This window comes from Streptomyces sp. NPDC059875, from assembly GCF_042731085.1.
Taxonomy (GTDB): Bacteria; Actinomycetota; Actinomycetes; order Streptomycetales; family Streptomycetaceae; genus Streptomyces.
The window spans coordinates 86,357-99,556 of sequence record NZ_JBHWJZ010000012.1 but is presented as its reverse complement, the minus strand read 5'-3'; the positions used below and the strand labels follow the sequence as shown (position 1 = coordinate 99,556).

12 protein-coding genes and 1 tRNA gene are annotated in these 13,200 nt (G+C 71.3%); 6 read left to right on the top strand and 7 right to left on the bottom strand.

The features are described 5' to 3' along the window. Positions 1 to 5: 5 nt before the first annotated feature. On the bottom strand, positions 6 to 1,706 hold the full coding sequence (locus ACFV9D_RS17140; protein WP_385146219.1) for a glycosyl hydrolase family 18 protein: 1,701 nt from the start codon (positions 1,704 to 1,706) through the stop codon (positions 6 to 8). Positions 1,707 to 1,961: 255 nt separating this feature from the next. Further along, positions 1,962 to 3,041 carry an LLM class flavin-dependent oxidoreductase gene (locus ACFV9D_RS17135; protein WP_385146217.1) on the bottom strand — a complete coding sequence of 360 codons (1,080 nt, stop codon included), beginning with the start codon at positions 3,039 to 3,041 and terminating at the stop codon, positions 1,962 to 1,964. Between the two features lie 119 nt (positions 3,042 to 3,160). Here ACFV9D_RS17135 and ehuB point away from each other — a divergent pair, with 119 nt between their 5' ends. The 6 genes from ehuB (at position 3,161) to ACFV9D_RS17105 (ending at position 7,175) form a co-directional block, all read left to right on the top strand. After that, positions 3,161 to 4,027 (top strand): ectoine/hydroxyectoine ABC transporter substrate-binding protein EhuB, encoded by an 867-nt coding sequence (ehuB, locus tag ACFV9D_RS17130; RefSeq protein ID WP_385146215.1) that lies wholly within the window; start codon positions 3,161 to 3,163, stop codon positions 4,025 to 4,027. Next, entirely contained in the window at positions 4,024 to 4,683 is a 660-nt protein-coding gene (ehuC, locus tag ACFV9D_RS17125; RefSeq protein ID WP_385146213.1) for an ectoine/hydroxyectoine ABC transporter permease subunit EhuC, read from the top strand. The genes ehuB and ehuC overlap by 4 nt, the downstream gene beginning before the upstream one ends. After that, positions 4,680 to 5,330, top strand: coding sequence for an ectoine/hydroxyectoine ABC transporter permease subunit EhuD (ehuD, locus tag ACFV9D_RS17120; protein ID WP_385146211.1), 651 nt, complete (start codon positions 4,680 to 4,682; stop codon positions 5,328 to 5,330). The genes ehuC and ehuD overlap by 4 nt, the downstream gene beginning before the upstream one ends. After that, positions 5,320 to 6,090 (top strand): ectoine/hydroxyectoine ABC transporter ATP-binding protein EhuA, encoded by a 771-nt coding sequence (gene ehuA / locus ACFV9D_RS17115; protein WP_385146209.1) that lies wholly within the window; start codon positions 5,320 to 5,322, stop codon positions 6,088 to 6,090. The genes ehuD and ehuA overlap by 11 nt, the downstream gene beginning before the upstream one ends. Before the next feature lie 167 nt (positions 6,091 to 6,257). Further along, positions 6,258 to 7,016: an IclR family transcriptional regulator gene (locus ACFV9D_RS17110; RefSeq protein ID WP_385146207.1), complete on the top strand. Its 759-nt coding sequence runs from the start codon at positions 6,258 to 6,260 to the stop codon at positions 7,014 to 7,016. A gap of 85 nt (positions 7,017 to 7,101) precedes the next feature. Then, positions 7,102 to 7,175: transfer RNA gene (locus ACFV9D_RS17105), tRNA-Lys, on the top strand. A gap of 62 nt (positions 7,176 to 7,237) precedes the next feature. Here ACFV9D_RS17105 and ACFV9D_RS17100 read toward each other — a convergent pair. From ACFV9D_RS17100 to ACFV9D_RS17080, 5 genes are all read right to left on the bottom strand, one after another. Beyond that, on the bottom strand, positions 7,238 to 7,900 hold the full coding sequence (locus ACFV9D_RS17100; RefSeq protein WP_385146205.1) for a response regulator: 663 nt from the start codon (positions 7,898 to 7,900) through the stop codon (positions 7,238 to 7,240). After that, on the bottom strand, positions 7,831 to 9,129 hold the full coding sequence (locus ACFV9D_RS17095) for a sensor histidine kinase (protein ID WP_385146203.1): 1,299 nt from the start codon (positions 9,127 to 9,129) through the stop codon (positions 7,831 to 7,833). The genes ACFV9D_RS17100 and ACFV9D_RS17095 overlap by 70 nt, the downstream gene beginning before the upstream one ends. A gap of 70 nt (positions 9,130 to 9,199) precedes the next feature. Next, positions 9,200 to 10,861, bottom strand: a complete 1,662-nt coding sequence (locus ACFV9D_RS17090; protein WP_385146201.1) for an AMP-binding protein — start codon at positions 10,859 to 10,861, stop codon at positions 9,200 to 9,202. A 25-nt stretch (positions 10,862 to 10,886) separates the two neighbouring features. Continuing rightward, positions 10,887 to 11,477, bottom strand: coding sequence for a lytic polysaccharide monooxygenase (locus ACFV9D_RS17085; RefSeq protein ID WP_385146199.1), 591 nt, complete (start codon positions 11,475 to 11,477; stop codon positions 10,887 to 10,889). A gap of 119 nt (positions 11,478 to 11,596) precedes the next feature. Continuing rightward, entirely contained in the window at positions 11,597 to 12,766 is a 1,170-nt protein-coding gene (locus tag ACFV9D_RS17080) for an SPFH domain-containing protein (protein ID WP_385146197.1), read from the bottom strand. Between the last annotated feature and the right edge of the window lie 434 nt (positions 12,767 to 13,200).

Here is a 13,200-nt window from a genome sequence, read left to right as displayed (position 1 = left end):
CGGAGCTAGCAGGCGCCCTGGTCCTTCCAGACGCCCCACTCGCCGGTCGTGCCCGGCGTCTCGTTCTGCGTCCACCACTGGGCCAGCCACTTGCGGCCGTTGTGGGAGACCACGCTGCCACCGGTGTAGACGGTGCCGGCCACGTACGCCGGGACGGAGCCGCAGCCGGTCGGGGGCTGAGTGGTCGGCGGAGGCGTGGTGGGCGGGGTGGTGGTCGGAGGCGTCGTGGTGGGCGGCGTGGTGGTCGGCGGGGTCGTCGGGGAGCCGCCGACCGCAGTCACGATCTGGTTGAAGAGCGTGGTGTTGGCGTCCAGGCCGAGGAGCGAGTACATCATCGCGCCGGCCAGGCCGCGCTCGTGGGCGTAGTCGGCGCGGGCCTGGATCGTCCGCTGGTCGAGGCCGGTGAAGAACTCGCCGTCCTTGTAGAAGTACGCCGACTTCGCCTGGTCGTCCCAGAAGGTCGTCGCCGCGTTGTCTACGATGCCGCCGAGCTCCTTGTAGTGCGCGATGCCCGCCTGCTGGCTGACCGGGCGGGCCGCCGAGGCACCGGTGGCCGGCTGCGCGAGGCCGTTGGCCGCCCCGGCCGGGACGCCCTTCCAGCCGCGGTAGTAGAACTCGTAGCCCAGCGTCAGCTTGTTCGCCGGGAAGCCGCCCGCGATGCCGTAGGCCGGCTTGCCGTCGATCCACGAGTCGATCGCGTTGTCGATCGAGTACTTCTCGGTGCCCGGAGCGATGGGGTCGGTCGGGTCGTTCGCGCCGGAGTGGAGCGGGGACTGGTGGTACGTCGGCCCGTCGCCGTCCCAGGCGCCGTGCATGTCGTACGTCATGATGTTCGCGTAGTCGAGGTACGCGCCGATCTTGTCCGTCTCGATGTTCTTGATCTTGTCCTGGCCGGCCGGGAGGGCCGCGGTCAGCAGGTACTTCTTGCCGCCGTTCGCCGCGCCGTACTCGTCGAGCTGCTTGCGGAACTCGGCGAGGAGCAGCGTGAAGTTCTGCTTGTCCTCGGGGCCGTAGTGGTTGCCGAGGTGACCGTCGGGCGAGCCCGGGTACTCCCAGTCGATGTCGATGCCGTCGAAGATGCCGGCGGCGGTGCCGGGACCGCCGTAGCCGCCCTCGACCGGCAGGTCGCCCTGGATGTACTGCTTGATACAGGAGGCCACGAGCTTCTTGCGGCTCGCGTCCGTCTTGGCCGCGTCGTGGAAGTACTTGGAGTACGTCCAGCCGCCGAGCGAGATGTTGATCTTCAGGTGGGGGTACTTCGCCTTCAGCTCCTTGAACTGGTTGAAGACGCCCACGATCGGCTGGTCCCACTTGTCGGCGACGCCGTCGACACTGTCCGCGGCCGCGAAGGAGCGCTGGTAGTCGGCGTACGAGTCGCCCGCGCCGTCACCGGCGTTCGGGTTGGCGTCGTCGCCGGCCGCCTTGTTGGCCTCGAAGCAGGTGAGCTCGGTCGGGTGGATGTTCCCGAACGAGTAGTTGATGACGTCCAGTTTGCCCGCGATGCCCCGCGTGTCGAGGTGCTTGGGGTAGAAGGCGTTCCCGTACACGCTCCACTGGTCGTAGTACGCGATCTTCACGCCGCCGGTCGAGGCGGTGGTGGCGGCGCCGGCCGCCTGGGCGGAGCCGAGGCCGACGGTCGCGGCGAGCGCTCCTGCGGCGAGGGCCGTGGTGAGGAGCCCGGCGATCAATGGCTTACGGGGGTGCACGTGCGGCCTCCGAGGGGGATACGAGGGGTACGCGGTACAGCAGTTGGAGAAGTGATAGCCGCCGCGTGAACAGCACGTCAATGGTCTGAACCAGATTGAGGACTAGACCAATTGACGAGCGAAAGCCCTTGTCAGAGCGGTGCAGCACAAAGCGGAACCGCCCGCCACCATCGGTGACGAGCGGTTTAAGGTTCACTTAGGGATGGCGGAGTCGGTGGTTCCGGAGTGAACCAACCGGCCGCGGAAACCCAGGTTTTACTCCGCCGGGCCGACCGCGTCCGGCATCCCGTACGCGTCCGCGATCAAGTCGTAGCTGCGCAGCCGGACATCGCCGCCGTGCGCGTTGGCCGTGATCATCAGCTCGTCGGCGCCGGTCCGCTTGCGCAGATCGTCCAGACCCGTCCGCACCTCGTCCGGCGTGCCGAAGACGATGTTCGCCAGCCAGCTGTCCACGAACTCCCGCTCCGTCGGGCTGAAGGGGTACGCCTCCGCCTCCTCCGGCGTCGGGATCAGGCCCGGCCGGCCCGTGCGCAGTCGCAGCATCGACAGCGCTCCCGTGAGGACCTGGCGGCGGGCCTCCTTCGGGTCCTCGTGGGCGAGTGCCGCGACACCGATGAGCGCGTAGGGCGCGTCGAGGACCTCCGAGGGACGGAAGGAGTCCCGGTAGAGGTCGAGCGCGGGGATCGTGTTCTGCGCGGAGAAGTGGTGGGCGAAGGCGAACGGCAGGCCGAGCATCCCGGCGAGGCGCGCGCTGAAGCCGGAGGAGCCGAGCAGCCAGATCGGCGGGCGCCCGGAAGGCCCCTGCACCGGGCCGGGCACGGCGTGGATCCGGGCGTACGGATGGCCGTCCGGGAAGTCGTCGTCCAGGAACCGGGTCAACTCGGCGAGCTGCTGCGGAAAGTCGTCCGCGCCCTCGTTCAGCGTCTGGGTCCGGCGCAGGGCCGCCGCCGTGGCGCCGTCCGTGCCGGGCGCGCGGCCGAGCCCGAGGTCGACGCGGCCCGGGGCGAACGCCTCCAGCGTGCCGAACTGCTCGGCGATCACCAGCGGGGCGTGGTTGGGGAGCATGACGCCGCCCGAGCCGAGCCGGATGCGGCGGGTGTGGGCGGCGAGATGGGCCAGGATCACGGCCGGCGAGGAGGAGGCGACGCCGGGCATGGAGTGGTGCTCGGCGACCCAGTGGCGGTGGTAGCCGCGTCGCTCGGCCAGCTTGCTGATCTCGACGCTGGTGGCCAGCGCCTGGCTCGCGGTCCGGCCGCTGCCGACGGTCACCAGGTCCAGTACGGACAGCGGTACGGGCGAGTCCCCGTGTGCCGTGCCCCGAATCGCGTCGCTCACCGTGTGCCGACCCTTCTGCCCAAAAGACGTACGTACGAGGAAGCAGAACAGGAGGCGGTCTCCGGTTATTCCGCGGGTCCGCAGGAATGAGCTGTTCGGCTTCGGGTAGCCGCGCGCCCATGCCTCGATCAACGAACCAGATACGCCGGCGGACGGTGCTGTGGGGGACAGCGGCCGCCGCCACGACCGCGGCCGCGGGCTGCGCACGCGTCGCCTCCGGCGACACGCTCGGCCGGCTCAGATCCCAGGGCACCGTCCGCCTCGGCATCGCGGGCGAGGTGCCGTACGGCTACGTCGACGAGCAGGGCGCCTTCACCGGTGAGGCGCCCGAGCTCGCCCGGGTGATCTTCGGTCGGCTCGGGATCACGGACGTCCAGCCCGTGGCCACCGACTTCGCCTCGCTCATCCCCGGACTCAACTCCCAGCAGTTCGACGTCGTCTCCGCCGGGATGTACATCAACAAGGACCGCTGCGCCCAGGTGCTGTTCGCGGACCCCGAGTACCAGATGCTCGACTCCTTCATCGTCCGCAAGGGCAACCCGAAGAAGCTCCGCTCGTACGAGGACGTGGTGCGCGCGAAGGCGCGCTTCGCGACCGGCAGCGGATACGCCGAGATCGCCTACGCGGTGGCCGCCGGCTACCCGGAGAAGGACATCGTGATCCTTCAGGACCAGGTCGCCGGGTTGAACGCGGTCGAGTCCGGCCGCGTCGACGTCTTCGCCGGTACCGCCCTGACCGCACGCTCGGTCGTCCGCAAGTCCGCCAAGGCCGAGGCGACCGAGCCCTTCGCCGCCGTCGTCGACGGCGAGCGGAAGATCGACGGCGGCGGTTTCGCCTTCCGTCCCACGGACGCCGGTCTGCGGGACGCCTTCAATGCCGAGCTGCACCGGATGAAGAAGAGCGGCGAGCTCTTCCGGATCCTGCGGCGCTTCGGCTTCACCGAGGCCGAGATGACCACGCTGACCGCCGAGGAGCTGTGCCGATGACCGCAGGACTCTGGCAGAACTGGGTCCTGCCCGGCATCTGGATCACCCTCCAGCTCCTGATCGCCTCCGCCGCGCTCGCCGCGCTGGTCGCCTTCACCGTCGGCACCGCCCGTACCCACCGCTCCCGTGCCGTCCGTTTCCTGGCCGGGTTCTACACCGAGGTCTTCCGCGGCACCTCCGCGCTGATCCTGATGTTCTGGCTCTTCTTCGTCCTGCCGCCGCTGGTCGGCTGGCAGCTCGTCCCGATGTGGGCGGCGATCCTCGCGCTCGGCCTGTCCTACGGGGCGTACGGCGCCGAGATCGTGCGCGGCGGCCTGAACGCCGTACCGAAGGCGCAGCGCGAGGCGGGGGTCGCGCTCAGCTTCACGCCCTGGCAGCGGCTGCGGCTCGTGCTGCTCCCGCAGGCCGTGCCCGAGATGATCCCGTCCTTCTGCAATCTGCTGGTCGAGCTGCTCAAGGGCACCGCTCTGGTCTCGCTGCTCGGTGTCGGGGACGTCTCCTTCGCCGCGTATCTGGTGCGGCTCGCGACCCAGGAGAGCGGCGGAATCTACACCGTGACGCTGGTCGTGTACTTCGTGATCGCGCTGGCGATCACCCGCTCGATGAAGGCGCTGGAGCGACGCGGCAAGGCGAACCTGGGGGTGGTGGCCAAGTGAACTGGGACTGGTCCGCGGTGGCGGACTTCATGCCGCGTTTCTGGGACGGCCTGCTCGTCACGCTTCAGGTGCTGGTGCTCGGCTCGCTGATCTCGTTCACGCTGGGTCTGGTGTGGGCGCTGGGCTTCCGGGCCCGCAGCCGGCTCGTGCGCTGGCCGGTGCACGCGGTCACCGAGTTCGTCCGCACGACTCCCCTGCTGGTGCAGCTGTTCTTCCTCTTCTTCGTGCTGCCGGAGTGGGGCGTGCAGTTCTCCGCCCTGACGACCGGCACGCTCGCGATCGGGCTGCACTACTCGACGTACACCGCGCAGGTCTACCGGGCCGGCATCGACGCCGTACCGGCCGGGCAGTGGGAGGCGGCGAAGGCGCTCAGCCTGCCGCGCCACCGGACCTGGCTGACGGTGATCCTTCCGCAGGCCCTGCGCCGGATCGCGCCCGCGCTCGGCAACTACGTCATCGCGATGCTGAAGGACACCCCGCTGCTGGCCGGAATCAGCGTGCTGGAGCTCCTCCAGCAGTCCCGGCTGGAGTCGGCGGCCACCTTCCAGTACACCGAGCCGCTCACGGTGGTCGGCGTGGCCTTTGTCCTGATCGCGTATCCCGCTTCCCTGCTCGTCCGTACTCTGGAGCGCCGCCTTGCCCACTGAAGCCGTCGAAGCCACTGAATCCGCCCATGACCTCATTCGATTCGAGAACGTCACCAAGCGCTTCGGGGACCAGACGGTCCTCGACGACCTCAACTTCTCGGTGCGTCCCGGCAAGCACGTCACGCTGATCGGACCTTCCGGTTCCGGAAAGACGACGATCCTGCGGCTCCTGATGACCTTGGAGAAGCCCGACGCGGGCACCATCCGGGTCAACGGCGGGAAGCTGCACCCGGCCGACGAGAAGCACCGGCGCGAGGTGCGGAAGAAGATCGGGATGGTCTTCCAGCACTTCAACCTCTTCCCCCACATGTCCGTCCTGCGCAACATCACCGAGGCGCCCGTCCGGACGCTCGGGAAGAGCCGGGAGGAGGCCGAGGCGCGCGGGCGCGAGCTGCTCGACATGGTCGGTCTCGGCGACAAGTGCGAGGCCAGGCCCGCGCAGTTGTCCGGTGGTCAGCAGCAGCGGGTCGCCATCGCGCGGGCGCTCGCGATGGAACCGAAGGTGCTCCTGCTCGACGAGGTGACCTCCGCGCTCGACCCGGAACTCGTCGCCGGTGTTCTGGATCTTCTCCGGGAGATCGCGGAGACGACGGACATCACCATGATCTGTGTGACGCACGAGATGAATTTCGCCCGTGACATCTCGGACGAGGTCCTGATGTTCGACGAGGGACGGGTGATCGAGTCCGGTTCTCCAGAAAAAATCTTCTCGGCTCCCGAGCATCCGCGTACTCGCGAGTTCTTGGGCGCGGTGCTCTGACCTCAGACTCTCGTGCGGTGCTGTGACCATGGCATATGCCAGGGTGGTGCGCCCCAGCGTATGACGCTGGGGCGCCGCATCAATCTCGCCAACAGCCGCCCCGAAAAGGGAGCTTGACGGCTATCGTGGTACGGAAGCTTGCGGTCACAACCTGGTAGGGGGAAACCGTGGCGCTGAAGCCCGAGCCCACTGCGCCGTTCCACTCGGTGCAATACGCCCTGCGCGTCCTTGAGACGGTCTCACGGCACGGTGGCGGCGTGACGGACGTCCAGATCGCTCGTGAGACCGGTCTGCCCGTCGCCCATCTGTCCTCCCTGCTGCTGATGCTCCGTCGCGAGGGGTACGTCGAGCAGGTCGCCGACGGCGCCTATGTGATCGGCGACTCCCTGGTCCTCCTGGGCTCGGGGCTGACGCGCCGCGAAGCCCTGGAGCAGAAACTCCAGGAGACGCTGACCGAGCTGCGCGACTCCGTCGGCGCGGCGGTCTACATCAGCCGGTACATCGACGGCGAGGTGAAGATCACCCAGTTCGCCGACGGCCCGCGCACACCCAAGGTCAACGAGTGGGTGGACTTCCGCTCGGCCGCCCACGCCAGCGCGGTCGGCAAGTGCCTGCTGACCCAGCTGGACCAGAACGGCCGCCGGGACCACCTCTCGCGGCACAAGATCGCCCGACTGACGTCCCGGACGATCACCAACGAGAAGGTGCTCTTCTCCAAGCTGGACAGCCAGCCGCCGACGGTCCCGGTGCTCGATCTCCAGGAGTACGCCGTGGGCACGGTCTGCGCGGCGGTCCCGCTGACGGCCGGTGCGGCCGTGGGATGCCTGGCGCTCTCCCTCCCGATCGAGCACGCCCACCGACTGCGATCGGCGGCCGACACGCTCAACCGCAGGGCCGCGCCGGTGGTGCTCTCGCTGGCGATCTGAGCCGATCGGAGAGATGTGATCCAGTCCTCGGAGGTGGTGGTCGGAACCACCCCCGAGGACCAGGTAGTATTTTCTCTGTCAGCAGGCGCCGCTAGCTCAGTTGGTTAGAGCAGCTGACTCTTAATCAGCGGGTCCGGGGTTCGAGTCCCTGGCGGCGCACAGACGGAAGAAGCCCCTCGCGCAGGCGGGGGGCTTCTTCGTGCTTTCGTAGGGGACGCTCCCTACGCCCGCAGGTACGTGAGGACCGCGAGGACCCGGCGGTGGGTGTCCTCGGCGGGCGGCAGGTCCAGCTTCCCCAGGATGTTGCCGATGTGCTTGCCGACGGCCGCCTCGGTGACGACGAGCCGGCGGGCGATCTCCCCGTTCGAATGCCCCTCGGCGACCAGCGCGAGGACCTCGCGCTCGCGCGGGGTCAGCGCCTCCAGCGGGTCGCGATGGCGGCGCAGCAGCTGCCGTACGACCTCGGGGTCCACGACCGTGCCGCCGTCCGCGACCCGGGTGAGGGCGTCCAGGAACTCCTCGACCTGGCCGACCCGGTCCTTGAGGAGGTAGCCGACGCCGGTGCCGTCGCCCGCGTCCAGGAGGTCGGCGGCGTAGGTCCGCTGCACGTACTGGCTCAGGACGAGGACGGGCAGACCGGGGCGGTCGGCGCGCAGGGCGACCGCGGCGCGCAGCCCCTCGTCCTGGAAACCGGGCGGCATCCGCACGTCGGTGACGACGATGTCCGGCTCGTGCTCGGTGACGGCCGCGTGCAGACCGTCGGCGTCGCCGACCGCGGCGACGACCTCGTGGCCGAAGCGGGCGAGCAGACCGATCAGCCCTTCGCGGAGGAGGACGCTGTCCTCGGCGAGGACGACGCGGAGCGATCGGGCAGTGCGGGACAAGGGATCTCCACTCGCAGGAGGGTCGGGCCGCCGGCCGGGCTGGTGATCGTCAGTGTGCCATCGAGGACGGCGAGCCGGTCGGCGAGTCCGGTGAGGCCGGTCCCGTGATGCGGGTCCGCGCCCCCGCGGCCGTTGTCCTCGACCGTGATCGTCAGGGAGCCTTCGTGCCGGGCGGTGATCCGGGCCTCGGTGGCGCCGCTGTGCTTGCCGATGTTGGCGAGGGCCTCGCAGACGGCGAAGTAGCCGGCGCTCTCCACGGCGGTGGACAGCCGGGGCAGGTCGATGTCCGAGTCGACGGGGACGGCGGAGCGGTCGGCGGCGTCGGTGAGGGCAGCGCCGAGGCCGTAGTCGGCGAGCACCTGCGGATGGATGCCGTGGATGAGTTCGCGCAGCTCGGTGAGGACCCGCCCGGCCTCCGCGTGGGCCTGGGTGAGCTGGTCGGCGAGCGGTCCCGGCGGGGCGTCGAGGCGGGCGAGCCCCAGCGTCATGGTGAGGGCGACCAGGCGCTGCTGGGCGCCGTCGTGGAGATCGCGCTCGATCCGGCGCCGCTCGGCCTCGAAGGCGTCGACGAGCCGCGCCCGGGACGCGGTGACCTCGCCGATCCGGTCGCGCAGCTCGGCCTCGCGGGGCGCGAGCAGGGCGCGGCTCAGGGCGGCGCGGGCACCGGCGAGAGCGGCGAGTGGATAGAGGAGGGCGACGAGGAGCACCGCCCCGAGGAGGGCGGCGGCGAACGCCTGCGGATAGGAGGTGACGAGGTACGCCTTGACGACCTTGGCCTCGTGGCCGTCGACGGCGAGCTGGAGGGGCGTGCTGATCAGCGCGGCGGGCAGCCCGAGGGCCACGGCGAGCACGATCAGGTCGAGCCACCACAGGACGGTGGCGTGCAGGACGGCGTACGCGAGCTCCCGCCAGGTGGCCTGTTCCCGGACGCGGACGCGGAGCCAGGCGGCGAGGCCGGGGGCGTCGGGGACCCGGTGCGGATCGGCGGCCGGGTCGAGGTCGACGAGCCGGAGCCGGCGGCGCTCGATGCCGCCGAGGGCGACCCCGGCGAGGAGGAGGAGCGGCAGCCCGACGAGGACGAAGGAGGAGACGACAAGGAGGAGCAGGACGAGGAGAGCCGGCGCGCCGGTGATCACCCCGGTGGCCAGATAGCCGGCCGAGCGCCAGGGCCAGTCACTGCGCGGGAAACCGGGCCGGGTGAGGGCCTGCCAGGGGGTTCGGGGCGACATGGGGCCACGGTAGGGGGCGGTCGCGGGGCGGGGCCATCGGTCTGGTGGGTGTACGGGGGTATGCCTGGCCCTACCCCGGGGCGCCGGGGCCTCGGGGTGTGCGGCCGTGGGCGGCGTAGGCGGTGTGGAGGGCGGTGACGGCCGCCGGTGTCAGGGGCTCGTACGGGCGTCCCGGCTCCGGGCGCCACCAGACCGGGTCCTCGCAGAGGAAGGACTCTCGGCGCAGGGCCACGCGGTGGATCTTGTTCGTGGCCGTCAGGGGCAGCGTGGGGACGAGGCGTACGAAACGTGGGGGCATCTTCGTGCCCAGGTCCGGCTGGGCGGCGAGGAACTCCTGGAAGGCGGCCGGGTCGAAGGCGGCACCCTCGCGCAGGGCGATCGCCGTCATCACCTGGTCCCCCGCGACCGGGTCGGGTATCGCGTAGACGGCGACGCCCGCCGCACGCTCCCAGCGGGACAGGATCTGCTCGATCACGGCCGCGGCGAGGTTCTCGCTGTCGACCCGGAGCCGGTCGTCGGCGCGCCCCGCGAAGTACAGGAAGCCGTCGGCGTCCCGGTAGAAGAGGTCGCCGGTCCAGTACCAGCCTCCGCGCAGCCGGGCCGCCTCCGCCTCGGGGTTGCGCCAGTAGCCCTCGAAGGGGTTCCGGCCGCGGTTGACCAGCTCGCCGATGGCCGCGGCGGCGTTGAGGAGCCGGCCGGAGGGTGCGAGGACGGCGGGCGCGCACTCCTCGCCGGTCGCCGGGTCCACCACCGCGAGGTCGTCGCCCGGTGCCGCCCGGCCGATGGCCCCGGTCGGGGTGTCCGGGGTCCGCTGGATCGCCGCCCCGCCCTCGGAGGAGCCGTACCCCTCCACGAGCCGGGCCCCGAACCGCTCCTCGAAGCGGGCCGCGTCCACCGCCCCCGCCTCCGTACCGAAGCCGAGGCGCAGCCGGTGGTCGCGGTCGTCCGGGCGCGGCGGTGTGGCGAGCAGGTACTGCACGGCCCGCCCCACGTAGGTGAAGTAGGTCGCCCCGAACTCCCGGACGTCCGGCAGGAAGCGGGAGGCCGAGAACCGGGCGCGCAACGCCACGCCCGCGCCGGCGGCGAGCGCCGGGGCCCAGTCCGCGATGACCGCGTTGCCGTGGAACATCGGCATGCAGATGTAGTGCACGTCCTCGGGCCGGATCCGGAAGTGGGAGACGAGCGACGCGCCGGCGGCCGCGAGGCGGCCCTGGCTGCAGATCGCCGCCTTGGGCGCACCGGTCGAGCCGGAGGTGAAGTAGAGGAGCATGCGGCTGTCGGGGCGCACCGGGCGGGCCACCGCCTCGCCGGGCTTCGCGCCCTCGAAGGGGGTGAGGAGCGCCCGGTACGCGTCGGTGTCGGTCACCAGGACGCGTACGCCCGGCAGGGGGAGCCCGTCGAGCAGGGGAAGGTACGCGCGCTGGGTGACCAGGACACGGCAGTCGGTGTGGACGATGTCGCGGGCCAGTTCGGCGCCCCGGCGCGTGGGGTTGATGCCGGCGACGGCGGCCCCGGCGAGGGCCGCCGCGCTGAGCCAGAGCGGGAATTCCGGCGTGTTGTCGAGGAGCACCCCGAGGTGCGGCTCGGCACCCCGGGGCAGCAGATCGACGAGCAGCGCGGCCCGCGCGGCGGCTCCGGCGGCGACCTGGTGGTGGGTGAGGACCGTCTCATGGCTCCTCAGACCGACCCTGTGATCGCCCCACTGACGCTGCACGAGCTCCGCCACGGTCATACGCCGGACGGTAACTGACTATCCGTCAGAACTGAACATCCGAGCAGGCGTAGAACGCGTTCCCGGTGTCCGCGATCGTCCAGACCGCCAGGATCAGATGCCTGCCGGTCTTGCCGGCCGGGATGGTCCCGGAGTGCGAGAGCGTGGCCGGCGGCTGCGCGTTGTTGTAGGGGACGGTGAGGAACGGCTGCGGGTCGAGGGCGGCCCGGGTGAGCTTCTGGGTGCCGTTCCAGCCGTTCTTGGTGATGTAGTACTTGAAGTCGGTGGTGCTGTGACGGGCCGTGAACTGCCAGCGGAAGGTGTGGCTCTGGCCCGAGGTGAGCCTCGTGGTGGGCCAGGCGCCACCACGCGGGTCGTCGAGCTGGGCGAACTGCGTGAGACCGGCGGAACAGATCTTCCCGTCGGCGGGACCGGCGGCCGGGAAGCCCTTGGGGCCCTCGACGGACTGCGGCTCCCACTGGATGGAGCCGCAGTTGGTCACGGTGCCGTTGGCGCAGAGCTTCTGGCGGCTGATCGGGGAGTCGGTGTAGCCGTGACTGCTGGCGGTGCTCGTGGCGAAGAGGGAGGCGCCGGCGACGCCGAGCGCCACCGCCGCCAGGCCTATCTTTTTGCGCATGCTGTCGCTCCTGGTGAACGTGGGGGAGTTCCGAGCTGTGCTGCACGCGTGCGGTAGTGCTTATTCCGGTCTAGACCAAGTACCAAGGTATTGACGGAAGTTGGACATGTCCATACCAGTCACGCGCCTTCTACGGGGCCGGTGCGGCCGGTGTAGAACGCCACCGTCAGGTCCTTGACCAGCGCCTTGCGCTCGTAGTCGTCCAGCTCGACCAGACCACGCGTGGTCAGCCGGTGGACCACGTCGTCCACCGCGTCCACGACGGAGGTCAGCACGCTGTCCCGGTGCTTGGCGTCGATCGCGGCGATCCGGCGACGCTGCATCGCGGCCGCGATCTCGGGGGCGTACTCGATACGGGTCGGCTGCGCCGAGAACACGTCGATCCCCACCGGGGCGCACTCCGCCGAGAGCATCCGGGTCAGCGCCTCGCCGACGGCCTCGGCGTCGCGCAGGGTCGGGGCGTCCTCGTGGAAGGCGTCCGCCGGGAGCTGGGACAGGACCCGCGCCATCGCCGCCTCGACCTGCTCGCGCAGGTACTCCTCGTGGCCGTCGACGCCGAGGGCGGCGCGGACGGTGTCCCGGATGCGCCAGACGACGAGGACGACGACGTTGAGGGCCGTGCCCTTGGCGTCCACCGCAGAGAGCGGCTCGCTGCGCCAGTGGCGGAGGCGGATGTCGACGCGGCGGCGCAGGAGGAGGGGGCTGACCCAGACGAGACCGGTGCGGCGGACGCTGCCGCGGTAGTCGCCGAAGAGGGTGAGGACCCAGGCGTAGCCGACGCGGCCGCGGCCCAGGCCGCCGAAGAAGAAGAGGGTGGCGAGCACGCCGAGGGCGAGGAGGGCCCACTGGCCGAGGTGGATGCCGGCGTACGGACGCGGGGGCAGCCGGAGCATCTGCGCGAGCTGCTCGGGCACGGCCCCGGCCCACCACACGACGGCCGCGCATCCGGCGAGCGCGAGGAGGCCGCCGACGACTCCGATCCACCCGGGGAGGACGGCGCCGTCGCGCTCGACGAGCTTGGGGTCGGCGGTGGGCGCGGGGCGGGAGGGCTCGGGGCGGGTGGGGGCGGGGATGACGGCCTTGGCCACGACGGGGGGTGCCATGGCGATCGTCGCGGGCCCGCCGTCGTCGTCCGGGTCGGGCTCGGGCTCGGGCTCGTCGCGGAAGAGCAGGTGCACGGGGATCGACCCGGTCGTCTCGGCCCCGATCACCGTCCTCCGCCGCCCGGCGGCACGCGGCGCCTGGGCGGCCGCCTGCGCCTGCGCCGTGGCCGGCGCGTCGGCGGCCACGGGCAGGGCGATGACCCCGACCCGCGCCCCGACGATCCTCCGCAGATCGGACAGACGCCCGGTGGCCCCGAGGGCGTCGGGACGGGTCGCCGGACTGTCGGGGGCGGGGGACCCGGAGGGTCGGTTGGTGGGACCTGCGGGGGCGGTGGACCCGGAGGGTCGGTTGTCGGGACCGCCGGGGGGCGTCGACGCGGGTCGGGTGTCCGAGGCCCCCTGAGCGGAAGCCGCCGAGGCCGACGCCGTACCGGCGAAGGCCGTCGACCCGGCCGCCCCCGGACCCGAGCCACCCGATGTGGCCGTCGCGCCTGACGAGGGCGCCGAACCGCCCGAAGCGCTGGTCGAATCGGCACGGCCCGCCGCACCCCCGGGGGCTGCCGGGGCGCCGGCCCGGGTTGCCGAGCCAACCGAAGCGGTCGGCGGGCCCGACGAGGTCG